General features: G+C 68.8%; 28 protein-coding genes. 19 read left to right on the top strand and 9 right to left on the bottom strand.

Going from position 1 to position 25,488, the window contains the following annotated elements:
- Window positions 1-5: 5 nt before the first annotated feature.
- The 6 genes from AC1HFH_RS12530 to AC1HFH_RS12505 all read left to right on the top strand — a co-directional run bounded on the left by AC1HFH_RS12530 (window position 6) and on the right by AC1HFH_RS12505 (window position 5,291).
- Entirely contained in the window at window positions 6-299 is a 294-nt protein-coding gene (locus AC1HFH_RS12530; RefSeq protein WP_480247618.1) for a hypothetical protein, read from the top strand.
- Between the two features lie 78 nt (window positions 300-377).
- Entirely contained in the window at window positions 378-998 is a 621-nt protein-coding gene (locus AC1HFH_RS12525; RefSeq protein ID WP_480247617.1) for a DUF4178 domain-containing protein, read from the top strand.
- A 28-nt stretch (window positions 999-1,026) separates the two neighbouring features.
- On the top strand, window positions 1,027-1,464 hold the full coding sequence (locus AC1HFH_RS12520; RefSeq protein ID WP_480247616.1) for a DUF4247 domain-containing protein: 438 nt from the start codon (window positions 1,027-1,029) through the stop codon (window positions 1,462-1,464).
- A gap of 76 nt (window positions 1,465-1,540) precedes the next feature.
- Window positions 1,541-1,966: a DUF350 domain-containing protein gene (locus AC1HFH_RS12515; RefSeq protein ID WP_480247615.1), complete on the top strand. Its 426-nt coding sequence runs from the start codon at window positions 1,541-1,543 to the stop codon at window positions 1,964-1,966.
- Complete coding sequence (locus tag AC1HFH_RS12510) at window positions 1,966-3,495, top strand: polyamine aminopropyltransferase (RefSeq protein WP_480247614.1); 1,530 nt, start codon at window positions 1,966-1,968, stop codon at window positions 3,493-3,495. The genes AC1HFH_RS12515 and AC1HFH_RS12510 overlap by 1 nt, the downstream gene beginning before the upstream one ends.
- 134 nt (window positions 3,496-3,629) lie before the next feature.
- Window positions 3,630-5,291: a BCCT family transporter gene (locus AC1HFH_RS12505; protein ID WP_480247613.1), complete on the top strand. Its 1,662-nt coding sequence runs from the start codon at window positions 3,630-3,632 to the stop codon at window positions 5,289-5,291.
- 18 nt (window positions 5,292-5,309) lie between these two features.
- Here the strand turns inward: AC1HFH_RS12505 and AC1HFH_RS12500 are convergent, their stop codons facing one another.
- Entirely contained in the window at window positions 5,310-6,341 is a 1,032-nt protein-coding gene (locus tag AC1HFH_RS12500) for an SDR family oxidoreductase (RefSeq protein WP_480247612.1), read from the bottom strand.
- Between the two features lie 118 nt (window positions 6,342-6,459).
- Here AC1HFH_RS12500 and AC1HFH_RS12495 point away from each other — a divergent pair, with 118 nt between their 5' ends.
- From AC1HFH_RS12495 to AC1HFH_RS12455, 9 genes are all read left to right on the top strand, one after another.
- Window positions 6,460-7,092, top strand: coding sequence for a TetR/AcrR family transcriptional regulator (locus AC1HFH_RS12495; protein ID WP_480247611.1), 633 nt, complete (start codon window positions 6,460-6,462; stop codon window positions 7,090-7,092).
- 46 nt (window positions 7,093-7,138) lie between these two features.
- Window positions 7,139-7,456, top strand: coding sequence for a hypothetical protein (locus AC1HFH_RS12490; protein ID WP_480247610.1), 318 nt, complete (start codon window positions 7,139-7,141; stop codon window positions 7,454-7,456).
- Between the two features lie 176 nt (window positions 7,457-7,632).
- Window positions 7,633-8,883, top strand: coding sequence for an AfsR/SARP family transcriptional regulator (locus AC1HFH_RS12485; protein WP_480247609.1), 1,251 nt, complete (start codon window positions 7,633-7,635; stop codon window positions 8,881-8,883).
- Window positions 8,884-8,985: 102 nt separating this feature from the next.
- Window positions 8,986-10,482 (top strand): aldehyde dehydrogenase family protein, encoded by a 1,497-nt coding sequence (locus AC1HFH_RS12480; protein WP_480247608.1) that lies wholly within the window; start codon window positions 8,986-8,988, stop codon window positions 10,480-10,482.
- Window positions 10,482-10,877: a DUF779 domain-containing protein gene (locus AC1HFH_RS12475; RefSeq protein ID WP_480247607.1), complete on the top strand. Its 396-nt coding sequence runs from the start codon at window positions 10,482-10,484 to the stop codon at window positions 10,875-10,877. The genes AC1HFH_RS12480 and AC1HFH_RS12475 overlap by 1 nt, the downstream gene beginning before the upstream one ends.
- 186 nt (window positions 10,878-11,063) lie before the next feature.
- Entirely contained in the window at window positions 11,064-13,376 is a 2,313-nt protein-coding gene (locus AC1HFH_RS12470) for a sensor histidine kinase (RefSeq protein WP_480247606.1), read from the top strand.
- Window position 13,377: 1 nt separating this feature from the next.
- A complete protein-coding gene (locus tag AC1HFH_RS12465) occupies window positions 13,378-13,785 on the top strand; it encodes a roadblock/LC7 domain-containing protein (RefSeq protein WP_480247605.1) in 408 nt (135 codons plus the stop codon).
- Between the two features lie 43 nt (window positions 13,786-13,828).
- Window positions 13,829-14,203, top strand: a complete 375-nt coding sequence (locus tag AC1HFH_RS12460; protein WP_480247604.1) for a DUF742 domain-containing protein — start codon at window positions 13,829-13,831, stop codon at window positions 14,201-14,203.
- On the top strand, window positions 14,184-14,789 hold the full coding sequence (locus tag AC1HFH_RS12455; RefSeq protein WP_480247603.1) for a GTP-binding protein: 606 nt from the start codon (window positions 14,184-14,186) through the stop codon (window positions 14,787-14,789). The genes AC1HFH_RS12460 and AC1HFH_RS12455 overlap by 20 nt, the downstream gene beginning before the upstream one ends.
- A gap of 14 nt (window positions 14,790-14,803) precedes the next feature.
- Here AC1HFH_RS12455 and AC1HFH_RS12450 read toward each other — a convergent pair whose 3' ends face one another.
- The 3 genes from AC1HFH_RS12450 to AC1HFH_RS12440 form a co-directional block, all read right to left on the bottom strand.
- Window positions 14,804-15,214, bottom strand: a complete 411-nt coding sequence (locus AC1HFH_RS12450; RefSeq protein WP_480247602.1) for a hypothetical protein — start codon at window positions 15,212-15,214, stop codon at window positions 14,804-14,806.
- 71 nt (window positions 15,215-15,285) lie between these two features.
- Window positions 15,286-15,702, bottom strand: coding sequence for an NUDIX hydrolase (locus AC1HFH_RS12445; protein WP_480247601.1), 417 nt, complete (start codon window positions 15,700-15,702; stop codon window positions 15,286-15,288).
- A 163-nt stretch (window positions 15,703-15,865) separates the two neighbouring features.
- Window positions 15,866-16,561, bottom strand: coding sequence for a MerR family transcriptional regulator (locus AC1HFH_RS12440; RefSeq protein ID WP_480247837.1), 696 nt, complete (start codon window positions 16,559-16,561; stop codon window positions 15,866-15,868).
- Window positions 16,562-16,673: 112 nt separating this feature from the next.
- Here AC1HFH_RS12440 and AC1HFH_RS12435 point away from each other — a divergent pair, with 112 nt between their 5' ends.
- From AC1HFH_RS12435 to AC1HFH_RS12420, 4 genes are all read left to right on the top strand, one after another.
- Window positions 16,674-17,891, top strand: coding sequence for an erythromycin esterase family protein (locus AC1HFH_RS12435; protein WP_480247600.1), 1,218 nt, complete (start codon window positions 16,674-16,676; stop codon window positions 17,889-17,891).
- 302 nt (window positions 17,892-18,193) lie between these two features.
- On the top strand, window positions 18,194-19,405 hold the full coding sequence (gene dinB / locus AC1HFH_RS12430; RefSeq protein ID WP_480247599.1) for a DNA polymerase IV: 1,212 nt from the start codon (window positions 18,194-18,196) through the stop codon (window positions 19,403-19,405).
- Window positions 19,406-19,673: 268 nt separating this feature from the next.
- Window positions 19,674-19,901, top strand: a complete 228-nt coding sequence (locus tag AC1HFH_RS12425) for a hypothetical protein (RefSeq protein WP_480247598.1) — start codon at window positions 19,674-19,676, stop codon at window positions 19,899-19,901.
- 154 nt (window positions 19,902-20,055) lie between these two features.
- Window positions 20,056-20,436 (top strand): PLD nuclease N-terminal domain-containing protein, encoded by a 381-nt coding sequence (locus tag AC1HFH_RS12420; protein WP_480247597.1) that lies wholly within the window; start codon window positions 20,056-20,058, stop codon window positions 20,434-20,436.
- Window positions 20,437-20,443: 7 nt separating this feature from the next.
- Here AC1HFH_RS12420 and AC1HFH_RS12415 read toward each other — a convergent pair whose 3' ends face one another.
- From AC1HFH_RS12415 to AC1HFH_RS12395, 5 genes are read right to left on the bottom strand one after another with little or no spacing between them, the layout of a single operon-like run.
- Entirely contained in the window at window positions 20,444-21,322 is an 879-nt protein-coding gene (locus tag AC1HFH_RS12415) for a phosphoribulokinase (protein ID WP_480247596.1), read from the bottom strand.
- A gap of 14 nt (window positions 21,323-21,336) precedes the next feature.
- A complete protein-coding gene (locus AC1HFH_RS12410) occupies window positions 21,337-22,425 on the bottom strand; it encodes a class 1 fructose-bisphosphatase (RefSeq protein ID WP_480247595.1) in 1,089 nt (362 codons plus the stop codon).
- 14 nt (window positions 22,426-22,439) lie between these two features.
- Window positions 22,440-23,465 carry an AAA family ATPase gene (locus AC1HFH_RS12405; RefSeq protein ID WP_480247594.1) on the bottom strand — a complete coding sequence of 342 codons (1,026 nt, stop codon included), beginning with the start codon at window positions 23,463-23,465 and terminating at the stop codon, window positions 22,440-22,442.
- Window positions 23,455-23,877: a RuBisCO small subunit-like domain-containing protein gene (locus AC1HFH_RS12400; RefSeq protein WP_480247593.1), complete on the bottom strand. Its 423-nt coding sequence runs from the start codon at window positions 23,875-23,877 to the stop codon at window positions 23,455-23,457. Before AC1HFH_RS12400 ends, AC1HFH_RS12405 begins: the two co-directional genes overlap by 11 nt.
- A gap of 12 nt (window positions 23,878-23,889) precedes the next feature.
- Window positions 23,890-25,332: a form I ribulose bisphosphate carboxylase large subunit gene (locus AC1HFH_RS12395; RefSeq protein ID WP_480247592.1), complete on the bottom strand. Its 1,443-nt coding sequence runs from the start codon at window positions 25,330-25,332 to the stop codon at window positions 23,890-23,892.
- Window positions 25,333-25,488: the final 156 nt, after the last annotated feature.

Here is a 25,488-nt window from a genome sequence, read left to right as displayed (position 1 = left end):
GGAGCATGCTCACGCCTCTGGTCTCGGTCACGGCGATCGGGCTGCTGGGCGTGCCCGCGGTCCTGATGATCCGGCCCGCCCCGGTCGGCCGCAGCCTGGTCCTCGGGCTGATCGCCGCCTGGTTCGGCTACTTCCTCGGCGACCTGCTGGCAGCCGGCGTGACGACCGCGACCGGATTCACGGTCGTCGCCGGGTTCGCGGGCCATCTCACCGCCCTGCTCTGCACGATCTACGCGGTCGCCTTCCAGCGCAGGACCGAGCGGGAACGGCAGCCACCGATCCCGCATCCGGACCGGTGACACCGCCTCCTCGAAGGGCGTCGCATCGGGCTCGGTGTTAGAGTCCCGCGAGCACTCGTCGGGAGGGGATGGACCAAGTTGACCGCACTGTTGATCATTCTGCTGCTGGTGGCGATCGCAGTCGCCGTGGTGGCACTCGTCATGGTGATCCGGCTGTCCCGCAAGGACAAACAGCAGGGCGCCCCGGCCGGTCCGGCGCAGCCGGTGGACCCGTTCGCCGGGCACGACACCAATGTGCTGCGCGGTGACCCCGGCGCGTTGAAGGCCGGCGACATCGTCGACATCTTCGGGCAGAGCTACACCGTGCGCGGCACCCTGCGGCTGGACGAAGGCGGCTACCGGTGGGCGGAGCACCTGCTCGACACCGGCACCGGCATCCAGCAGTGGCTGTCGGTGGAATTCGACCCCGATCTCGAGATGCAGCTCTTCTCCCCCGTCACCGACGCTCCCCCGCCCGGCGCCCCCGAACTCCACTACGCCGGTGTCACCTACCGGCTCGAGGAGCAGGGCAACGCCCGGTTCGTCAGTGAGGCGACCACCGGGCTGGCCCCCAGCGGCGTGCTCGGCTACACCGACTACACCGGTCCGAACGGCACCGCACTGTCCTACGAGGACTTCGGATCCGGCCGCATGGAGGTCGCGCTCGGCCGGCCCGTCGACCGGCACTCCGTCATGATCTACCCGCAGGCGCCCGCCTGACCGGCGGCTCGAGCAACACAGGATGAGGATGAGTCGGGCAGTTTGGGTCGCAGTCGGGATCGTCGCGACGATCGTCGCCGTGGTACTGGCGATGATGGTGGTGGCGCGGCTGTTCAGCACCTCGCCGCGCACCTACATCGCCGACCACTACACCAGGGCGGCGGTACTCGATCAGACCGGTGGCGGGCTCGCGTACACCGCAACAGCGCCGCCTGCCCGCATCTCGGCGAACATCGCAAGAGCGGTTCGCCCGAAGAACCGCCGCAGTTCCGACGGCCGGTACTTCCTGCGCTACCGCAACGACATCGTCGCGATCAGCCCGCACAACGGTGGTTCGCTCATCCTGATCGACGACTATCGCACCGGCATCCGCCGCCACCGCAGCCATGTCAGCACGTTCGGCTGGTCGAGCGGATCCCCGTCCGGCGGCTTCCGCGGTGGCGGCAGCGACGGCGGCGGCAAATAGACAACCCGGCCCGGCGGCAGCGCCGGCACAGCCCTGGAGGGCCGACGGCCCGCACAGCACAGGAGGAAATCAACACATGCTCGCCGACATCGCACCCAGCGTGGGCGCATCGCTCGCCTACTCGGTCCTGGGCATCGCGCTGATGGTGCTCGGATTCGGACTGGTCGATCTGCTCACCCCCGGCGATCTGCGCACCCAGGTGTGGGTGGAACGTAACCGCAACGCCGCCCTGCTGGTGTCCTCGAACCTGCTGGGGGTCGGCATCATCGTCGCCACCGCCGTCTGGTCGTCGCAGGGCGCGATCGGCGAGGCCCTGCTGTCCAGCCTGCTCTACGGTCTCGTCGGGCTGCTCGCGATGGCGGTGGCGTTCTGGATCCTGGACAAGCTGACCCCCGGCGACTTCGGCGAGGTCGTCGCGCAGCACGAACTGCACCCGGCGGTCTGGGTGAGCGCGGCCGTGCACCTCGGCATCGCGCTGGTGATCGCTGCCGCCCTGACCTGATGCCGCAGCACCGGCTCGCCCGGGCCGGGCTGCTGGCCACGGTCTTCGTCTGCGCCGCCTGCGGACTGGTCTACGAGCTGTCCCTGGTCACCCTGGGCAGCTATCTGATCGGCGATACGGCGGCGCAGGCCTCGATCACGCTAAGCGTGATGGTGTGTGCCATGGGACTCGGCGCACTGGCCGCCAAACCGCTGCGCGCCCATGCGGCCGCTGCTTTCGTTGCCGTGGAGCTGGCGCTCGCGACTATCGGCGGACTGTCCGTCCTCGGCCTCTACGCCGCCTACGCCTGGCTGGACCTCTACACGGTGGCTCTGGTCTGCACCGCCACCGTGATCGGCGTCCTGGTCGGCGCCGAGATCCCGCTGCTGATGGAGCTGCTGCAGCGGATCCGGCGGCAGGAGGCCAGTACTGCCGTCGCCGACCTGTTCGCCGCCGACTATGTCGGCGCACTGCTCGGTGGCCTGGCCTTTCCGTTCCTGCTGCTGCCGATGTTCGGGCAGATCCGCGGCAGCCTGATCGTCGGCGTGGTGAATGCCGTCGCCGGACTCACCCTCGCCTTCGTGGTGTTCCGCGCCGATCTCGCCCGCCCCGCCCGGTGGAGCCTCACCGGCATCACCGTCGCGGTCGCGGTGGTGCTGACCGGCAGCTACGTCTACGCCGACCGATTCGAGGCCACCGCCCAGCAGGAACTGTTCGCCTATCCGATCGTGCTGCGCGAGCAGACGCCCTATCAGCAGATCGTGCTCACGGAATCGGTGTCGCCGTTCGGAACACCCGACACCCGGCTGTTCCTCAACGGCGGCCTGCAGTTCTCCTCGGTCGACGAGTACCGCTACCACGAGTCCCTGGTGCACCCTGCCCTGTCCGGGCCGCATCGGCGGGTGCTGGTGCTCGGCGGTGGTGACGGGCTGGCGCTTCGGGAGATCCTGCGCTACCCCGATGTCGCCGAGGTGACGCTGGTCGAACTCGATCCGGAGATGATCCGGCTGGCCCGCACCGACGACCGGCTCACCGAGCTCAACCGGGGAGCCTTCGAGGACCCCCGGGTCCGGGTGGTGACCGCCGATGCGTTCGGCTGGCTGCGCACCGCACCCGGGCTCTTCGATGCGATTGTCGTGGATCTGCCCGATCCCGATCAGACTTCCGTGGCCAAGCTCTATTCCGAGGAGTTCTACGCGATGACCGCCCAGGTGCTCGCGCCGGACGGCCTGATGGTCGTGCAATCCGGGTCACCGTTCTTCGCGCCGCGCTCGTTCTGGACCATCGATGCCACCGTCCGCGCGGCGGGGCTGGCGACCACCCCCTATCACGTCGATGTGCCGAGCTTCGGCGATTGGGGATTCGTCCTCGCCGCCCACGACTCCGCCCCCGCGCCGCGGCTGCGGGCGCCCGCGCCGCTGCGCTTCCTGGACGAGGCGACCCTGGCCGCCGCGCAAGTGTTTCCGGTGGACCGCCGGCGCGACGACCCCGAGGTCTCCACTCTGATGCACCCGATCATCCTCGACCTGCAGCGACAGGAATGGAGCTGACCGGCTGGCCCCGACGCCGGAAACTCGACCTGCCGTTTCGGCGCAGTTACGAAAATCGGCCGGACCCTGCGGTATACCTGAGAGCCGTGTCACCATGATCGGCACGTCGGCGAATCCGGACCGAGGAGCACACTGTGGCCACAACGGGTCGAGATCCACGAAAGCAACGTGTCTACACCGGGTTCGGGTTACGCACCGATCCGTACATCTTCTTCGGTTCGGCCGGGGTCACGGCACTGTTCGTCTTCACGGCGATCGTCTTCACCGAACCGCTCAACGACGGGTCCAAGGCCGTCAAGGACTGGATCGTCAGCAACCTGAGCTGGTTCTTCATCGCCAGCGTCACCGCCATGCTGCTGTTCCTGCTGTGGGTGGCGATCAGCAAGTACGGTCACATCCGGCTGGGGCCGCCGGACTCGACACCGGAATACAGCAACCTGTCCTGGTTCGGGATGCTGTTCGCAGCCGGGATCGGCACCGTCCTGATGTTCTGGGGCGTGGCCGAACCGATCTCGCACTTCGGCAACCCGCCCCGGCCCGGGGTGGAACCCGAGTCCGTCGCAGCCGCCGACGACGCCATGGCGTTCTCGCTGTATCACCTCGGCCTGCACACCTGGGCGATCTTCTGCCTGCCCGCCCTCGCCTTCGCGTACTTCATCTACCGGCGCGGCCTGCCGATGCGGATGAGTTCGGCCTTCGAACCGCTGCTCGGCGACCGGATCTACGGCCCGATCGGCAAGACGATCGATGTGCTCGCCGTCCTCGGCACGCTGTTCGGCGTGGCCACCTCCATCGGCCTGGGCACCCTGCAGATCAACAGCGGGCTGCACTATCTCAGCGATTCGATCGGAGTCGGCAAACCCCAGCAGCTGGCGATCATCGCCGTGGTCACCACGATTGCGATCGCCTCGATCGTGGCCGGTCTGGACAAGGGCGTCAAACGCCTCTCGAACGCGAACATCGTCATGGCGATCGGGCTGATGCTGTTCATCTTCGTGGCCGGGTCGACGCTGTTCCTCGCCCGCGGCATCTTCGAGACGTTCGGCAACTACGCCGGTGAGCTGATCAACCTCTCGCTGTGGAACGACAGCTATGCCGATCTGCTGGAGAACCGCAGCTGGGGCTGGCAGGGCGATTGGACGGTGTTCTATTGGGCCTGGACTATCACCTGGGCGCCGTTCGTCGGCATCTTCGTCGCCCGTATCTCCAAGGGCCGGACCATTCGCGAGTTCGTCCTCGGGGTCCTGGCCGCTCCCACCGCGTTCACGGTGGTTTGGTTCGCCATCTTCGGGTTGTCGGCCATCGATATCGAGATCAACGGTGCCGGCGGGCTCGTCGAGGAGATGGAGACCGGCGGCGGGGCGCCGTTCGCCATGTTCGCGTTCCTGGAGAACTATCCGCTGTCGACCTTCACCATCGCGTTCGCCGTGCTCGTGGTGGTCATCTTCTTCACCACGTCCTCCGACTCGGCGTCCCTGGTCATCGATATGCTGTGCTCCGGTGAACAGGAGACCGGGACCCCGGTCCGGCAGCGCGTGTTCTGGGGGATCCTCGAAGGCGTCGTCGGTGGCACCCTGCTGGCCGCGACCACCGGATCCAGTGGGCTGGAAGCGCTCCGGGAAGTGATCACGATCGCCGGGCTGCCGTTCCACATCCTCGCGTTCTTCATGATGTGGTCGCTGGTCCGGGCGCTACGCCGGGACCCCCAGCTGGTGACGGTGCAGCCAGTGGCGCGCGCGGCGCCGAACGCCCCTGCCCCGAAAGCCGGCGCCGCCACCGACGACGAGGCCGGCTGACTCTGACGTCGGTGCAGGTCACCGTCCGGATGCGGCGACGACCCCGTGATCGATCAGGCTGTCCGCGGTGTCACGCACCGTCTCCCGGAGCGGGCGCATCTGCCAGCCGAGTTCGGTGCGCGCCTTGGCGGCGGTGACCTGTTCGGCGCGGCCGAGCACCGGAACAGTGAGCCGCACCGTCGGGTCGAAGACGGCGATCGCCCGGACCAGCCATCCCGGCAGTACCCGGGTGGGCACCCGATAGCCCCGGGGCCGGTAGTCCTCGGCGAGCATGGCCGCCAGGTCCGGCATCCACAGTTCTTCTCCCGCACAGATGTAGCGGTTGCCCGCCGCATCCGGAGCTGCCATGGCGAGCCGATGCGCCACCGCGAGGTCCCGCACGTCGACCGGCGCCCAGCCGGTCCGTACCGACCCGGGGACGCTGCGCGACAGCAGTAGTCGCACGGTTTCGTGCGAGGTGCTGGTGGCCGGAGTGAGAATCGGGCCGAGCACCATTCCCGGGTTCACGGCCACCAGTTCCGGTCCCGCGCCGGCCGGCAGACTCGCAATGAAGTCCCAGGCCGCCCGTTCGGCGAGGGTTTTGCTCTTCTGATATGCCGCACTGTGTTCGGGGACCGACCAGTCCGATTCGTCCCGGACCCGGTCGGTCCGGTGGCCGTAGGCCACGGCCGCCACCGAGGAGGTCAGCACCACCCGGCGGACCCCGCCGTGGTGTGCAGCGCGCAGCACCCGCAGGGTGCCGTCGACGGCGGGGCCGATCAGGTCGTCCTCGTGGGCGGGCGGTGTCGCTGGGAACGGTGAGGCGACGTGCAGGACGTAATCGCAGTCCTGCACCGCAACGTCCCATCCGGCGTCGATTCCGAGGTCAGCGGAGACTATTTCGAGTTGCCCGCCCCTGGATCGGGCGGCGGAGGTCAGGTGTTCGTATCTCTCCCCGGCCGTCGCGTCGCGGACGGTGCCGCGTACCGCGAAGCCGTGATCGAGGAGGTCCAGGATGCAGTGCCCGGCAACGAAGCCGGTCGCACCGGTGACAAGTACCCGGGTGGTCATGGTGATCCCATCGTCGATCGCGCCGCCCTGTCTGAGCAGTGCTCAGATAATCTAAACACCGATCAGATCCGCTGTCCAGGGCACAGCCGATCCGATCGGTTCGCCTACGCTCGGAGGCATGACCCGCAGTAGCTACCACCACGGCGCCCTCCGCGAGACGCTGCTGGAGGCCTGTCTGCGGCTGATCGACACCGCCGGCATCGGGGCGGTCAGCCTGCGCAAGGTCGCCCGCGAGGCCGGGGTCAGCAGCGGCGCGCCGTACCACCACTTCGCCGATCGGTCCGCCCTGTTCGCCGCGCTCTCGGAGCAGGGATTCCGGCTGCTGACCGGCGAACTCGCCGCGGCACGCGCCGGCGCCGCCACTCCCCCGGCGGCCCTCACCGCCGCCGCCGAGGCCTACGTCCGCTTCGCCCGGACCCACCCCGCCCATTTCCAGCTGCTGTTCCGGCCCGAGCTGTACGAACCCGATCGGCATCCGGCGGCGCAGGCCGCCGGCGACGCCGCCTTCGACCAGCTCATCGAGATCGTGTCCGAATGCGCTGCCGCGGGGCTGCTCCCGGCCGAGCAGACCGACACGCTCGCCCTCGGCTGGTGGAGCCTGGCCCACGGGCTCGCCGCGCTCACCCTGGACGGCAAGCTGGACAAGTTCGGCGCGCAACGCGGCACCGATACGGCCGCGCTCATCGATTCCGTCATGCAGGCGTTCACCACCCTGGTCGCACCGGGCGAGGAGCCCGGCCGGTTAGAGTGAGGCCCACGACCGCGGCGGCTGCCGCGGTGCCGAGTGAGGAGGACTGATGCGCGCAACGGCACGCTGGGGCATGGTGACGGCCGGATGCGCGGCCCTGGTCCTGGTGAGCGGCTGCCAAGAGGTCGAGCGGGTACTCAACCGCGGCGGAGACACACCGTGCAGCGACTATGTGACCCAGGACCCGGATACCAAGCGGATCACCATCACGAAATTCATCAAACAGCAGAACAATCTCGATCACGAGCCGGCCGGCACCGCAGTCGACGCCGGCATCATCGCGGTCGATCTGCTGTGCTCGGGACAGCGCAATGCCGACACCCCGATCAAGAACGCCGATATCGCCGGCATCTTCCTCAACAAGTAGCCGGGTGGCGTGGCCCGCGACGGACCGTCAACCCGGGACGACAACCGGCCGAATGCTTCCCGTAGCCGCGGCGGACCTGGTAAACAATAGGCGCCACAGACCATTCCGCGTCCTGACAGCCGGGCCCATCGGGGTACAGCGACCCGCCGCCGGGACGGTGACGACCAGGAGCGAGCGTGGGCGGAGTCGAGCAGGGAATCCCGGGGCCCGGCGACCCCGCCGAGCTGACCCGTTATCGAGGCCAGCTCGAACGCGAATGGGCCCGCCTGACCGCCACCCCACGTCCCCGGCGCAAGGCCGCCGAATCCGGCAGCCGGCTGCGCACCGATGTCGTCGACTCCTGGCAGCGCAGCCTGACCACCATCGATCCCGGACTGGACGCCGCGCCCGGCCTGGACGACATCGGTGACCGCTGGTCGACGTCACCGTTGCGCCGCCCGGTCACCGAGATCGCCGGACAGTTGCGCAGCATCGCCGAGGACACCGGCTACCTCGCCGTGGTATGCGACGAATCCGGTGCGATCCTGTGGACCGCGGGCGAACGCACCCTGCGCCGGCAGGCCGAGCAGGTGAACTTCGCACCGGGCGGACTGTGGGGCGAGAACCACATGGGTACCAACGGGCTGTCGCTGTCGCTGCACGACGACCGGCCCACCACCGTGTTCGCCGCCGAGCACCTCGTCGCCGCACTGCACGGCTGGGTCTGCTACTCGGCGCCGATCCACGGCCCCGACGGCCGCCAGGTCGGCGTCCTCGACATGTCGTCCACCTGGGAGCGTTCGCATCCGATGGTGATGACCTCGGTGCGGGCCCTGGTCACCGCGGTGGAGACGATGCTCCGGGCCGAAGCGCCGGTCCCGCCCGCCGGTGTCCGGCTCGAATGCCTGGGCACCTCCCGGCTGTTGCGGGACGGCCGACCGGTGCCGTTGCCGCCCCGCCAGCTGGAGATCCTCACGCTGCTGGCCCTGGAACCGGACGGGTTCACCCCGGAGCAGCTGCATGCCGCCGTCTACGGCGACCGCGCCGGTTCGCTGAACACGATCAAGGCGGACGTGTCGTACCTGCGGCGGGCCACCGGAGGCGAGATCACCAGCCGCCGTTACCGCCTCACCGGGCCGATGTCCTGTGATGCGGTGGATCTGCTCGCCGCCATCGAAAGCGGCGACCTCACCTCGGCGCTGTGGCTCTACCGGGGCGCGCTGCTCCCCGGTTCCCAGACCCCCGGTATCCAAGAATGGCGGGATCATCTCGATGTCGGCATCCGCAGTGCCGTCCTGGCCAGCGACCGCCCCGAACACGCGGTCGCCCTCGGTCAGCGCCGCACCGACGATATCGAGATCCACGAGCACGCGCTGCGGCTGCTGCCCGCCGATGATGTCCGCCGCGCGGTGGTGACGGCCCGGCTCTACACCGCCACACACGGCTGACATCCGGCCGTTTCCGCGCCGAGGTCGATCTTCCAACCACCTACCAACGTGCCCCGACGATAGTTGGCTCCACCACGGAAGGTCTGTGGAGGAGCGAGGCGCATGATCTACGCAAAGCCCGGGACGGTGAACAGCATCGTCAGCTTCGCCGCCCGGTACGACAACTTCATCGCCGGTGACTGGCTGCCCCCCGTCGAGGGTCGCTACTTCGACAACCCGTCCCCGGTCGACGGCGAAACCTTCTGCTCCGTCGCCCGGTCCACCGCCACCGATATCGAGCTCGCCGTCGAGGCGGCCCGGCTGTCGGCTCCGCATTGGGGTACCACCACCGTCGCCGAACGCGTCGACATCCTGCGCGAAATCGCGGATCGGCTGGAGAACAGCCTCGAACCCCTGGCGGTCGCCGAAACCTGGGACAACGGCCGCCCGGTGCGGGAAACCCTCGACGCCGACCTGCCGTTGTCCGTCGCGCATTTCCGCCGGGTGGCGGCGACCTTGGCCGACGAACCGAGCGGGAACTCCGCCGCCGACCCCGGCCGGACACCGCTCGGGGTGATCGGGCAGGTCACGCCGTGGAGTTTTCCGATCCTCGGCGCCACCTGGCAGCTCGCCCCCGCGCTCGCCGCGGGCAACAGCGTGGTACTCAAGCCCGCCGAACAGACGCCGGTGTCGATCCTGCTGGTCGTGGAGCTCATCGCCGACCTGCTGCCGCCGGGTGTCCTCAACGTGGTCAACGGGTTCGCCGCGGAGGCCACCCGGCCGCTGGTCGAGAGTTCGCGAGTGGCTTCCGTGGTGTTCACCGGCGCCTCCGGCATCGCCCACGAGGCCCTGCCGGCAGCGGGCCGGGATGCACACGCGGTGGTGGGACCGGGCGGCCGCAGCTGCGCGGTGTTCCTCGCCGATGTCACCGCGGCCGACGACCACTTCCTCGACCGGGCCGTCGACGGCTTCCTCCGATTCGCCTTCAATCAGGGCGAGGCCGGCGGCTGTCCTTCGCATGCGCTCATCCACGAGTCCATCCACGACGAGTTCCTCCAGCGGTGTGTCGACCGGACCGCCGCGCTGGTGGCCGGACACCCCCTGGACACCGGCACCATGATCGGGGCCCAGATCGGCAACGATCAGTACGAAGCGATCCTTTCCGCCATCGATACCGGGCGGGCCGCCGGCGCCCGCGTGCTCACCGGAGGGGAAGCACGCAAGGTCGACGGCCTGCCCGGTGGTTACTATGTCGAGCCGACGATCCTGGCCGGCGACACCACGATGCGCTTCATGCACGAGACCATCCCCGGCCCGGTCATCGCGGTCGGCTCGTTCGAAACCGACGATCAGGCGGTGCATATCGCCGACGACATCCCCTGCGGCCCGGGGGCCGGCGTCTGGACCCGGGACGAGTCCAGCGCCTACCGGCTGGGACGCGCGATCAAGGCAGGCAGAGTATGGACCAACTGTTATCCGAAGTTTCCGGCGCACGCCGCGTTCGGCGGGCCCCGGAGTTCCGGCATCGACGCCCGGAACCACCCACCGATGCTGGACCGCTACCGGCGAACGAAGAATCTGCTGGTCGGCAACGCCGGAACCGAAAGCGGGTGGTGCTGATGCAGAACCGGATCCACCGGGTGGAGATCACCGAACGCGCCCAGACCGTGTTGCGCCGGCTGATCGACGAGAACGGGCCCGTCCTGTTCCATCAGTCGGACGACAGCAAGTCGCCGACGTGTCTGCCGATCCGGGACTTCCACGCCGACCGGGCCGATGTGCTGCTCGGCCGGCTCAGCTGGCACACCGAATTCTGGATCAGCGGCGAGAAGTACGAACACTGCAAGAACGCGCAGCTGACCGTCGACGTCGTGCGCGGCGGCGCCGACCGGGGGTCCCTGGAAGCTCCCGAGGGCGTGCGGTTCGTACTCAGGTCCCGTTCCCTCACCGGCGAGGAGGCCGCGGCCCTGGCCGCCGCACCGCCGCTGCGTACCGGCGCCGATCCGTTGCTGTAGGGCCGCCGGAAGCCTCCCTGCCCGGACGATCGGGGTCCTGACAGGGGATTGGTGAGCCCCCGCCGCCTGGATGCCCGGTGCATCGAGGCGGCGGGGTGAGCTCACCGGGAAGTATTGACGCAACCCCGATCTCACTCACCGAGACCCGAATCACCACAAGTGCAACCATTCCGTTACGTTATGGCGATGTTCAAGGCAAGACTCGGTGTCCGTTCCAGGATTCTGGCGATTGCACTCATTCCGAGTCTGACCCTGCTGGTGGTCGGCGCGGGAGCAACCGGCTACCTCGTCCACCAGAGCGACAAGGCCGAATCATGGGCCGAGCAGATGCAGCTCGCGGTTCCCTACACTCGGGAACTGATCGAATCCGTCCAGGACGAACGCAAACTCACGCTCCGCCGGCTCGCCGGTGACATGACTGTGGCACCCGAACTACCCGGAGCGCGCAGCCGGCTCGACACCGCCATCGCCGACCTGATGCGCATCTCCGAGGACATCCGCGCCGTCGACGACACCGACATCGGTGACGACAAGAACGGATTCGCCACGCTCAGCAGCCATCTCGCCGACGTCCGGGGCGGCACCGACGCCGGGATGCTGCCCGCCCCCGACGCCTACCGCTTCTACAATGCGCTGCTCGACGTGTTCATCGGCGGCACCAAGGTCGCCGAGCGGGCCGCCCCCGACGCCACCATCGCCTCGGGTGTCGCCGAGGGGCTACGCCTGCTCAACGTCGCCGAAGCGCATTCGCGCAGCGACGCGCTCGCGGCGGCGATGGTCGCCGCGGACGGGCCGACCGCGGTCGGGCTGCCGGAGTTCCTTGCTCAGACCGGCTTCTACCACACCGAACTGGCCAATGTCGCCGCCGAGCTTCCCGGCGACCGCGGTGACACGGTCCTGGCGATCACCACGACCCCGACCTGGCAGCAGGTCACCGAGATGGAACAGGCGCTGGTCCGGGAGTACGCCCCGGACACCGCCGCCGATACCACCGAGTCGGTGACCGGCACCGAGACGATCCCGGAGACCCCGGGGACGGTGGCGCAGGGGCAGGCGGCGGCCGCCGAACTGAACAGCACACTGCTGGAAACCTATTCCGAACACAATCTCTACGTGCAACGGCTGGCCACCGACCGTGCCGGTGTCGCGGCGCGCACGGCCGCGATCAGCGGCGGTGGCGTGGCCGCGGTCAGCCTGCTGGCGTTCCTGATCGCCGTACTGCTGGCCAACCGGATCGCACGCCGACTGGTCCGGCTGCGCCGCGAAACCCTCGAGCTCGCCGACGTCCAGCTGCCGCGCACCATGCAGCGGCTGCGGGACGGCGAACACCTCGACGCCGAATCGGTGACACCGACACTGAACTTCGGCCGAGACGAGATCGGTGAGGTGGCCAAGGCATTCGAGCATGCGGCAGGCGCGGCGACCCATGCGGCCATCGACGAGGCCCGCACCCGGGAAGGTGTCAAGGCGGTGTTCCTGAACATCGCCCACCGCAGCCAGATCGTGGTGCACCGGCAGCTCGAGATCCTGGACGAGGCCGAGCGCCGGGAGGAGGATCCGGCACTGCTGGAAACGCTGTTCCGGCTGGACCACCTGGCCACCCGGGAACGCCGAAACGCCGAGAATCTGATCATTCTCGGTGGCGCCCGGCCGGGCCGGCAGTGGCGCAATGCGGTACCGCTGATGGACATCACCCGCAGCGCCATCGGCGAAACCCTCGACTATGCGCGGGTCCGGGTGTCCGGCCTGCCCGAGGTCGGCGTCGTCGGGACCGTCGTCGCCGACCTGGTGCATCTGCTGGCCGAACTCGTCGACAACGCGACGTCGTTCTCCCCACCGCAGTCCCGCGTCGAAGTCGGCGGCAATGTCGTCGGCAAGGGTGTCGTCGTCGAAATCATCGACCAGGGTGTCGGGATGCCGCCCGACGAACTGCACCGCGCCAACCTGATGCTGGCCGATCCCCCGGATTTCGGGGTGGCGGCCCTGTCCTCGGATTCCCGGCTCGGCCTGTTCGTGGTCGCCCGGCTGGCGGCCGAACACGGTGTATCGGTCCGGTTGACCGAATCCGACTACGGCGGGATCCGGGCGATCGTGCTGATCCCGGCGCAGCTGATCGCCGACGGTGCGGCCACGTTCACCCCGCCGCCCGCCATGACCGGGCCGCTGCGCCGCGGGCTGCCGCACGCCTTGGATGCCGCACCGGCCGCAGCCCCCGGCGCCACCCTGCTGGCCGACCCGCCGGCCGCACCGGAACCGGAACCGCCTGCGCCGGAACCCGAGATTGCGCAAACCACCGATGGGCGCCCGGCCCTGCCGCGCCGCAACCGGCAGACCAACCTCGCTCCGGAGCTGTCCGAACCGGCCGGCCGGTCGGCGGCGGCACCACAGCAGTCCCGAACCCCCGAAGAAGCGCGTGACATCATGTCCGCCATCGAGAACGGCACCCGGCAGGGCCGCAAGCCGATCTCGGATTCCGACCAGGACCGACAGGAAGGCTGAGGTGAACTCTTCTCCCCCAGGTGATCTGAATTGGCTGCTCGACGATCTCGTCGACCGGCTGGCCGGTGTGCGGTATGCGGTCGTCCTGTCCACCGACGGCCTGCTGCTCGGCCGGTCGACGGCGATGCCGCGCGAGGACGCCGAACACTTCGCCGCCATGTCCTCGACCCTGTACGGTCTGGCGCGCAGCGCCGGCAGCCGGTTCGACGGCGGCGGAGTCCGGCAGGCAGTGATCGAACTCGATCGTGCGGTCCTGTTCGTCACATCGGCGGGCGAGAACGCCTGCCTGGCCCTACAGGCGGCCGAGTCGGCGAATCTCGGCATGGTCGCCTACGAAATGAACCTGACCGTGCAGCGGGTGGGCACCTACCTGTCCACCGAACCGCGGCAGGGCATGGCGGAGCTGTAGCCGTGCCGCGCATGGAGTCCGGATCGAACGGCCGGGGATCGCGATGACCCCCATCGGTGACCCCTGGTTCGACGACGACGCCGGGCCGCTGGTCCGGCCCTATACGGTGACCCGCGGCCGCACCATGGGCGCGACCCATGATCTGGACATGCTGACCGTGGTGGTCGTCGCGCGGCCGGCCCCGCCGATGCGGCGGGCCGAGCCGGAGTACCGGGAGATCGTGCGCCTGTGCCGGTCTCCCCTGTCGGTGGCCGAGGTGGCGGCAGAGTTGCGGCAGCCGCTGGCGGTGACCAAGATCCTCGTCGGTGATCTGATCGGCGAGGGCCAGTTGATCTTCCGGCCTCCGGTGCAGACCGAGGCCGGGCCGGGTGATCTGAACGTATTGCGAGCGGTGCTGGATGGTATTAGAAAACTCTGACCCCGATATCCCGGGCGGGCCGCAGCTGGCCGCCTCGGTGAAGGTGCTCGTCGCCGGAGGTTTCGGCGTCGGCAAGACCACCATGGTTTCCTCGATCAGCGAGGTCGCGCCGCTGCGCACCGAGGAACTGATCACCGAGATCAGTACCGGCGTGGACGATCTGTCCGGTGTGGAAGGTAAGTCGACCACCACCGTCGCGCTGGACTTCGGTCGGGTCACCATCGACCGGAACCTGGTGCTGTACCTGTTCGGCACACCCGGCCAGGACCGCTTCTGGTTCCTCTGGGACGAACTGTCCCGGGGCGCGCTGGGCGCCATCGTCATCGCCGACACCCGGAGGCTGAGCAATTCCTTCGCGGCGGTGGACTTCTTCGAACGGCGCGGCCTGCCGTTCCTGATCGCGGTGAACTGTTTCGACGGTGCACCCCGCTACACCGTCGAGGAGGTCCGCGACGCCCTCGACATCGACCTGGGCACCCCGGTGATGCTGTGCGATGCCCGGGATCGGGACTCGTCCAAAGCGGTCCTCACCACGCTGGTAGAGCATCTGATCGATCGGGCCACCCGTACTCCGGTCGGCACCTGAACCGATCGCCCGCACTACACCTGGTGCAGCCAGGCGACGCCGAACAGCGCCACGAGCACGGTGCACAGCAGGGACACCGGGACCGGCCACCATCGTCCGTCCCGGCCCAGCAGCACCCGGAGCAGCCCGAGTTGGACCGTGCCGAACCCGGCCAGGATCATCGTCCAGACCGGCAGCAAGCCCAGCGCGATCACCGCGTGTACGGCCCAGGCGCCGGCGAGGGTCGGCCCGCCCCAGGACGTTTCGTAGTCACCCGCGGCGAGCAGTGGATAGGCGAATCCACGTGCGGTCGCGACCACTGCGAGAAATGCGACCAACCAGGACGCCAGGCCCACCCCGACGCCCAGAATCGTGTGTACACCGGCACGAGCCCGGCCACGATCGCCGGAGTCGATCAGCTCGCCGAGCATGTGCTGTGCGCGCAACAGCCGAACCCGCACCGGACTCAGGGCGAGCGGCGCAGCGAGTACCGCGTAGGCTGCCCGGTCGAGCGACCTCAGTGCAGCAGGCCGGCCGCCTGCAGATCGTCGAACAGCAGCTGATCCACCGGGGGCACCCGGTTCCGGTCGTGATAACCGAACCAGGCGGTTTCCGCGATCTCGCTGCATGCGGTCACGGTACCGGTGTGCTCGGCGGTGTAGCAGGCCATTCGCACCGTGGGCCCGGAGCCGTCGGGGTGTGCGGGAGCCTCGTAGGTGGCGAAGTGCGCCGCGGTGTCCGGGTGCAGGGTCACGCCGAGTTCCTCGGCGATCTCGCGCACCAGCGTCTGCCGATCGGTTTCGGCGCCTTCCCGTTTACCGCCGGGGATGAAGAACACCGTCTTGTCCCGCGGACGCCCGCACAGGATCCGCCCGGCGTCGAGATGCACCCACGCCACCGTGTCGATGAGCTGCCGTACCCGCGCGTCCGTCACCGGGCGAGCCTATCCCGCCGCCTCGCCGGACGCCGCCACCGGACGCAGACACCCAGCCGGCCTGACCGCAGTCATTCTCGAACGCTCCCTCCGTCGCCGGAGACCCCAGCGACCCGCTCCGACAGCTGCGGGCGGCGCCGGGCCGCATCCCGGCGGCCCGGTGTCAGGGCTGTTCCAGCATCCCGAGATAGGCATCGAGTGCCGCGGCGCCGGACAGCAGGCTGCGGCTGCGTTCGGCCAGCCGGTTGTGCCAGGCGGCCAGGAAATCGGCCAGCGCGTCTGCGCCGCCTGCCGTGTGCAGGGCGTCGAGGAACTCCGCGACCTGGGGCAGCAGGTAGCCGCCGTGCCGTAGGCGGCGGGCGATCTCGGCGTCCCGGATGCTGTCCGGGCCGTAGGTGCGGTATCCGGTCGCGCGATCACGTCCGGGCTGCAGGATGCCCGCGGATTCCCAGGCACGCAAGGTCGCCGGATGGATACCGAGCCGGTGCGCGAGTTCCCCGACGGTGAGCGAACCGCCCCGGACCGGCGCCGGTGCGGTACCCGACAGCGCACGTAACGAGGCGGCGATCTCGGTGCGGGTCTCGCGTTCGGTGAGCAGTTCGGCATGCGCGGTGTCGATGAGCCGATACGCCGACTCCGTTTCGCTCTCGTGCACTGCGCGCATGATCGCGGCGGCCTGTCGATGCCCGTGGCCGCTGCGCAAGGCCAGGAAGGTGCGCAGCGCCTGGGCGTGCCGGGGTGTGTACTGCCGATAGCCGGAGGCGCTGCGTTCGGCCGGCGGCAGGATGCCCGCCGCGTCGTAGTTGCGCACCGCCTGGGTGGACAATCCGTGCTCGCGGGCCAGGTCGACCGGCCGCAGCAGCCGACGGTTGTTTGAGGGTTTTGCTGCTGTCATCACCTGTTTTCCGGTGAAAGTTTCACTCGATTCTTCAAGGATACGGTCGAAGCAGATGCACCGGAAAGAGGTATCCATGTCCACCACTGCTTCGCTCGCCGGCATCGGCCGGCCACTCGACGACCCGGCGGCACTGGGCCGCGCTTTCGACGAACTCCTCGATGCCCGGCCCGAGCCGCCCGCCCTGCTCGCCCTGGGCGAACCCACGCACGGCGTCGCAGCATTCCCGCTGTTGCGCAACGAACTCCTCGCCCATCTCGCCGGGCGTGGATTCCGCTCCATCGCACTGGAAACCGACCTGTTCGCGGCAGCCGCCATCGACGACTACGTCACCGGAGCGACCGCGGATCTCGACGCAGTGCTCGACACCGGATTCAGCCACGGATTCGGTGCTGTTCCCGGAAACCGTGACCTGGTCGAATGGCTCCGGGCGCACAACGCCGGGCGTGCTCCCGCGGACCGGATCCGGTTCCACGGTTTCGATGCGCCGCTGGAGCAGTCCGCTGCACCGAGTCCGCGACGGACCCTGACCGATGCGATCACCTACCTTCCCGCGGCAGTGCGGCCGGAATCGGCCGACGAGCTGGCGGCGCTCCTCGGTGCGGACGCGGACTGGGCGAACCCGGCGGCCATGTTCGATCCGGCGGCATCGGTCGGCGCCTCGGACCGGGCCCGGGCCCTGCGGGTGGTCGCGGACGACGTAGTGAGCGCCCTACGCCGGGCAGCACCCGGCCATCGGCCGGCCGATCCCGCGGGATACGACCGTGCGGCCGCGTCCGCCCGCACCGCGCTCGGCCTGCTGCGCTATCACGCCGCGATGGCCCGGACCGGGCCGGACCGGATCGGCATGCTCCTGGACCTGCGTTCCGAGATGATGGCCGACAACCTGCTCGCCCTGGCCGCCCGGGAACAGCACCGGGGCCCGATGCTGGTGTTCGCGCACAATGTGCATCTGCAGCGCGCACGCCCCCGGATGGCGGCCGGCTCCGGCGACGCGACCTGGTGCAGTGCCGGTGCGCTCGTCAGCGGCGAACTCGGCGAGCGCTACCTGTTCATCGCGACCGACGGCGCCCCGGACAGCGACCCCGACACACTGCAAGGCAGGTTGACCGCAGCGACCGACCGCCGCACCTTGTTTCCGATACCGGCGCTGCGCGGCGCCCTCCCCCCGGATGTGCACGCCGGGGAGCCGATCGTGCGCGGGCATATCCCGATCCGCTCGGACGATCTGGACGGTGCCGATGCGGTGGTCTTCGTCGCCGACACCGACGGGAAGCAGCACCGGTACTGGTGACCCGCCTACCGCCGCGACCGATGTCCCGGGGTACACCATCGATCGGCGATTCGGTTCACAGTCCGGGGTGACGGCACCTTCGTGAATTCTTCCCAGACCTGCCGGAGATTCTCGGCGGCCGCGGCGCTGCGAAGCGGGAGTAGCGCTGCTGCTCGGCAGGCGGGCCGCCGAGGTGTCCGGGCATTCAGGCCGTACAGCCGGGAACTGTGTACCCCGGGACCCGTCGCCGCACACCAGGCCGAAAGACGCGCGGTGTCGAACAGGATGGGAGCGGCCCACCACACCGCAATCGATGCGAACATATGTTCGTGTCCGCACTCTCCGATCGCCCGCGCGCCGCGATCCTGCATGCCGACCTGGACTCGTTCTACGCCTCGGTGGAGCAGCGGGACCGGCCGGCACTTCGGGGTCGGCCAGTGCTCGTGGGCGGCGGTGTGGTGCTGGCGGCGAGCTACGAGGCGAAGGCGGCCGGGGTCCGCACCCCGATGAATGTCGGGCAGGCGCTGCGGCTGTGCCCGGACGCCGTCATCGTGCCGCCGCGGATGCGGGCCTACAGCGAGGCCAGCCGGCAGGTGTTCGAGGTGTTCCACGATACGACGCCGATCGTGGAAGGGCTGTCCGTGGACGAGGCATTCCTCGACGTCGGCGGGTTGTACCGGATTCGGGGTGCGCCGGTGGGGATCGCCGAACAGTTGCGCGCCGATGTCCGCCGACAGGTCGGGCTGCCGATCTCGGTCGGTATCGCCCGCACCAAGTTCCTCGCCAAGGTTGCCAGTGCGGCGGCGAAACCGGACGGGCTGCGACTGGTGGAGCCCGATCACGAACTGGAGTTCCTGCATCCGTTGCCGGTGGAACGGCTGTGGGGTGTCGGCACCGTGACGGCGGCGAGCCTGCACGAGCACGGGATCACCCGGGTCGGGCAGCTGGCCCGGCTCGGCGAGGACCGGCTGCGCGGGATCGTCGGTCCGGCGGCGGCCCGGCACCTCTCGGCGCTGGCCTGGGCGCGCGACCCACGACGGGTGGACACCGGCCGGCGGCGCCGATCCATCGGTGCCCAACGGGCCATCGGCCGCGGACCGCACGCGCCCGAGGAGGTCGCCAGCTACCTGGACGGGCTCACCGATCGGGTGTGCCGGCGGCTGCGGCGCGCCGACCGGATCGCCCGCACGGTCGTGCTGCGGCTGCGGTTCGCCGACTACAGCCGGGCGACCCGGTCGCAGACGCTGCGGCACGGTACCGACCGCACCGAGGTGCTGCGCAGCGCCGCCCGCCGACTGCTGGAGCAGGCGGGGCCCGTGATCGGTGACCGCGGCCTGACTCTGGTCGGGCTGGCATTGACCAATCTGTCCGATGCCGACCCCCGGCAGCTGACCCTGCCCTTCGACCCGAGGCCCGGCCCCGGCCTCGATGCCGCCCTGGACGATCTGAACGACCGCTTCGGCTCCGGCACCGTCACCCGGGCGACCCTGCTCCGGCGCGGTGAAGGGCTCGCGGTTCCGCATCTGCCCGATTGAGCCGGTGCGTCCCGCCCGGCGACCGGCGGGACGGCGCGACGACGATTCCTTTCCCGGAAGGTGACTGCTCGCGTGGCCCGCCGCCGCGTCGACGCGGGCCACGGCTGGATCGCCCCCGGCGGATGCTGGATCGCCCCCGGCGGATAAGGGCGGATGCTGCGCGAATCAGGACCGGGTGCCGGTCCGCCCCCAGAATTCGCGGCTGGCCCACAGCCGGGTACCGGACGATACTCGGCGCCGTTCATACCTTCGCCGATGGAGGCCCATCATGCGTAACGTCACCGCCACTACCCGGCTGGCCGCCGGGGCAGCCGCCTGCGCTGCACTGCTCGCCCCCGCCCTGACGGCGGCACCGGCCGGCGCAGCGCCCGAACCGATGCCCGCAGTCGCGACCCCGATCGGTTCGTTCGATGCGCCGGACCCGATGTCGCCGTGGCGCAACCTCTGGTGCCTGCTCAACGGCAAGTACGTCGGTTCGGTCCAGCCGCTCTGCTGACCGCACCCGCCGCACACACCGCGCGTCCGGAGTGTCCCGGGCGCCGCGGCAGATCGGCATCGACCGGGTATTCTCCCGGACAGCCGTGGCGGGGGACGTGGTCCGGGCTCCGCCCGTTGCACCGTCCGATCGTCCCGCCGCCAGAGGAGCCTCGATGCCCTACGCCGTATTCGGCTTTCTCACCCTCGCCCTGTGGGTGTACTGCCTCGTCGACATCATCACCTGCCCGGAGGCGGGCATCCGGCACCTGCCGAAGATGGGCTGGCTGCTGATCGTGATCCTGGTTCCGACCGTCGGCGCGCTGCTGTGGCTGTTCGCCGGCCGCCCGGTGAGCCCACCCCGCACCGCATCGAACACCCGCTATGCCGAATACGACCGGCCCGGCCGATACGTCGCCGCCGACCCCGACGACGACGAGGAGTTCCTGCGGGGTCTGAGGGAACGTGCCGAACAGCAACGGCGCGAGGCCCGGCGCCAGGAGGAGCAGCGACAGCGCGACGCCGAACAGCGCCGCAACAGCGGTGACGCCTCCTGAGCCGAGGTCACACCGGCCGTTTCGGCCGTTTGTCCATCAGCCGGAGGATCAGCGGGGTGAAGATCAACTGCATCGCCAGTTCCATCTTCCCGCCCGGCACCACGATGCAGTTGGTGCGCGACATGAACGAATCGTGCAGCATCGACAGCAGATACGGGAAGTCGATCACCTTCGGGTCGGCGAACCGGATCACCACGAAGCTTTCGTCGGCCGTCGGAATGGAGCGGGTGACGAACGGATTCGAGGTGTCCACGGTGGGCACCCGCTGGAAGTTGACATAGGTGCGGGAGAACTGCGGGCAGATGTACTTCACATAGTCCGGCATCCGGCGCAGGATGGTGTCGATCACGGCTTCGCTGGAATAGCCGCGTTCGGTCTTGTCCCGGTACACCTTCTGGATCCACTCCAGGTTGATGATCGGCACCACCCCGACCAGCAGATCGGTGTAGCGGGCGATGTTCACGGTGTCGGTGACCGCCGCCCCGTGCAAGCCCTCGTAGAACAGCAGGTCCGAACCGGGAGCGAGTTCCTCCCACGGTGTGAAAGTACCGGCCGGCTGCCCGTAGGGTTTCGCTTCGTCCTCGTCGTGCAGGTACCGGCGTACCTGTCCCACTCCGGATTCACCGTAGGCCCGGAACAGTTCCTCCAATTCGGGCAGCAGGTTCGCATCCTCCCCGAAATGCGAGAACGGTGCCGTACCGTTGGTCTCCGCCTCGGCCATGGCGAGTTTCATCTCCGCGCGGTCGTAGCGGTGGAAGGAATCGCCCTCCACCAGCTCGGCCCGGATCCCTTCCCGCCGGAAGATCTCCTGAAAGGTGCGGGTCACGCTGGTGGTGCCCGCGCCCGAGGACCCGGTGATCGCGACGACGGGGTGCTTGACCGACATTGAGGCCTCCTGGGTCAGTGTCCGGCACGGCGGAACAGGGAACGGGTACCGAACAGCGATGCATCGAAACCGGGTCCGTCGTCGGGTTCCCGGTGATAACGCTCGATACGCAGCACTTCGTTGCGGGACCCGAAGACGAACGGGACCCGCTGGTGCACCTGCACCGGCGGCACCTGCATCACCCGCTCATGGCCGGTCCCGGCCGCACCGCCGGCCTGTTCGACGATGAATGCGATCGGGTTGGCGCCGTAGAGCAACGCCACCCGGCCCGGTGGCCGGTCCGGCCGGATGTCGGCGGGATACAGGTAGACCCCGCCACGGGTGAGGATGTGGAAGGTGTCGGCCACCAGCGATGCCACCCAGCGCATGTTGAAATCGCGCCCGCGCGGCCCGTCGACTCCGTCCAGACATTCCTTGACGTAGCGGCGTACCGAGGGTTCCCAGAAACGTTCGTTGGCCGCATTGATCGCGAATCCGGAGGTGTCCTCCGGGATCCGCATCTGCGGATGGGTCAGGACGAAGGCGCCGATCTCCCGGTCCAAGGTGAAACCGTCGACACCGCTGCCGGTGGTGAGCACCAGCATGGTGGCCGGCCCGTACAGCGTGAAACCGGCGCACACCTGTTCCACCCCCGGCTGCAGGAAATCCGCGGCGCCCGGTTCGGCCCCGGATCCGAGCAGCCGATCCGGGGCCCGCAGGATGCTGAAGATCGACCCCACCGGCAGGTTCACATCGATATTGCTCGACCCGTCCAGGGCATCGAAGGCCAACAGGTACTTGCCGCGGCGAGCAGTCGACGGCACCGGGTACACCTGCGGCAGCTGTTCGGACAGCAATGCCGACAGGTGCCCGGTCCACTGGGTGTGCGACAGCATGATTCCGTTGGTCAGCGCATCGAGCTGCCGGTGCACCGGCGGCATCGGGCCGACGAATTCACCGCCGGCCGGGGACCCGACGATCGTCCCGCGGGTGACCTGATTGGCGATGATTTTCGTCGCCGTGGCGACCACGTTGATCAGCGCCGAGAACTCACCGGAGGAGCCCGGATGGCGATGCTCCTGTTCGATGGTGTACCGGGTGAGGGTCTGCAGATTCGTGGGCACGACACCTCGTTCCCTCAGCGCCGGACCGGGCCGGCAGGCTCGGGTTGCGGCTCGCCTGCAGCCTCGCCGAAGACGCTGCTGCCGTAGATATCCGCGTCGATCAGGGTCACCAGATCGGTTCTGGACAGCGGCCGATGCAACTCGACCAGGCGTTTCGCCTGTCGCAACCGGGCCCGGTCCAGCGCATTGCGCACACTGCGGGCATTGGCGAACCTGGGCCGTTCCATCCGGCGGTACAGGTACTCGGCGAACGCCCGGTGCGCCCCGGCGTCGAAATGGAAATTCTCCTGCGCCACCATCAGTTCGGCGATCCCGAGCAGCTCCGCATGCGTGTAGTCGTCGAACTCGAGATGGTGTGCCACCCGGGACGACAGGCCCGGATTGGCGGAGAAGAACCGGTCCATCCGGTCCGGATAGCCGGCGAAGACGACCACCAGGTTCGCCCGTTCGCTCTCCATCTCCTGCAGCAGGATCTCGATCACCTCCTGGCCGTAGTCACGTTCGTTCTCCGGCCGGAACAGGTAGTAGGCCTCGTCGATGAACAGCACCCCGCCCGCGGCCCTGGCCATCGCCTCCTTGGTCTTGGGCGCGGTATGCCCGATGAACTGACCCACCAGATCGTCGCGGGTCACCACATGCACCTTCGGTTTGCGGACATGCCCCAGGGCGTGCAGCAGTTCGGCCATCCGCAGCGCCACCGTGGTCTTGCCGGTGCCGGGGCCGCCGGTGAAGCTCATATGCATGGTCGGCTGCGAGGAGCGCAGGCCGAACCGCCGCCGGGCCCGGTCGACCAGCAGCAGGGCTGCGATCTCACGCACCCGGGCCTTCACGTTGTGCAACCCGATGAGTTCCGCATCCAGCCGCGCCAGCGTCTCCTCGACACCCGGCCCGGCCGGATCCGCATCCAGGTCCAGGACTGCGTCCTCGGGCAGGGTCTCCTCCGGCGCGGGGTCCTGATCCGGGCCGGGCCGGGCCGGCCGGGCGGCCTCGGCGCCCGGCCGGAGCAACCGGAAGCCGTTGCCGGTTTCCTCAGCTGCCATAGCGCAGTCCCTCCGGTCGTTCGGTGGCATAGGAGCGGACACCGTAGGCCTGCCGGCGATCCGGGCCCTCGGTACGGGTCAGCACGAAGCCCGGTTCGGTCGCCGGGCGCTGCACCAGAAAACTCAGCGCCGTGGTCTGTTTCGTGTAGCTCGCGTCGTAGGCGTTCACCCGGATGTAGTGCTGCGGGAACGTCGCCCGGCAGGCGTTGATCTCGGAGAGCACACCGTCCGGCTCGTCGAGATCGAACAGCGGCAGGCCCCACATCTCCCAGTAGGTATTGCGCGGATGCGGATCATCGGTGTACTCGATCGACACCGGCCAGTTGTTCAACAAGGCGTACCGCACCTGGGCGGCGATCTCGGTATCGGACAGGTCGGGCAGATAGGAGAAGGTCCCCTGGCGCAACTGCATGATGTCCTCGATTCAGCGAGTGGCCGTCGGCACGGCGTCGGGTGCGTCGGTGGAGGTGTAGTCGAAGGTGACCTCACCCCAGGTGGCCAGGGCGACGTCCAGGGCGCGGCTGCGCTGCGCGGCGGTGCGCAGTACATCGGGGCCTTCCATCAGCAGGTCACGGCCCTCGTTGCGGGCCTGCACCACGGCCTCCAGGGCCACCCGGTTCGCCTCCGCACCGGCGGCGATACCGAGCGGATGCCCGATGGTGCCGCCACCGAATTGCAGGATCACGTCGTCGCCGAACAGGTCCAGCAGTTGATGCATCTGCCCGGCGTGGATGCCACCGGAGGCCACCGGCATCACCCCCGGCAAGCTCGCCCAGTGCTGATCGAAGAAGATCCCGTTGCCCAGTTCGGTGCGGATATGGTTCTCCCGCAGGGTGTCGTAGAACCCGCGGGTGGTCGCCGGGTCGCCCTCCAGCTTGCCGACCACGGTGCCGGCGTGCAGATGGTCGACGCCGATCAGCCGGCACCATTTGGCCAGTACCCGGAAGCTCACCCCGTGGGTCTTCTGGCGGGTGAACGTCGAATGCCCGGCACGATGCAGATGCAGCAGGACCCCGTTGCGACGCGCCCACTTCGACATCGATTGCATCGCAGAGTATCCGACGGTCAGATCCATCATGATCACCACGCTGCCGAGCTCCTTGGCGAACTCGGCACGCTCGTACATCTCCTCCACGGTGGCGGCGGTGACGTTGAGATAGTGTCCCTTGATCTCACCGGTCTCGGCGGTCGCCCGGTTCACGCCCTCCATCGCGAACAGATACCGGTCCCGCCACCGCATGAACGGCTGCGAGTTGATGTTCTCGTCGTCCTTGGTGAAATCCAGGCCGCCCTTGCACGCTTCGTAGATCACCCGGCCGTAGTTGCGCGCCGAGAGGCCGAGTTTCGGTTTGACTGTCGCACCCAGCAGCGGCCGGCCGTACTTGTTCAGGTATTCGCGTTCCATCACAGTGCCGTGCGGCGGCCCCTGGAAGGTCTTCACGTAGGCGACCGGGATCCGCATGTCCTCGAGCCGCAAGGCCAGCAGCGGTTTGAACCCGAAGACGTTTCCGATGATCGACGAAGTGAGGTTGGTGATCGACCCCTCTTCGAACAGATCCAGGTCGTAGGCGATATAGGCGAAGTACTCGCCCGGGCGGCCCGGTACCTCGTCGATCCGATAGCACTTCGCCTGGTACTTCGAATGCGCGGTGAGCCGGTCGGTCCACACCACCGTCCAGGTGGCCGTGGACGATTCACCGGCCACCGCGGCCGCCGCCTCGATCGGGTCGACACCGGGCTGCGGAGTCACCCGGAACACTGCCAGCACATCGGTATCCGACGGCTCGTAGTCCGGCGCGTAGTACCCCATCGACGCATACGACTGGACACCCGGATCCCAGCGGTTCCGTCCGTTTTCCTCGCCCATCGTTCCTCCTGTCGACTGCGGTCCGCACCCACCGGGCGCGACCGTTCCGATACCCACCGCACTGCGGTTCGGAATCCGTTGTGCGTCCGGCGAATTCCAGGATGACCGGGCGATCGAACACGCACAATGTGAATGTTTCCGGGAACGCTTAAGCAA

This window comes from Nocardia sp. KT25-26 (assembly GCF_056627695.1).
This window is presented reverse-complemented; position numbering and strand designations above follow the sequence as displayed.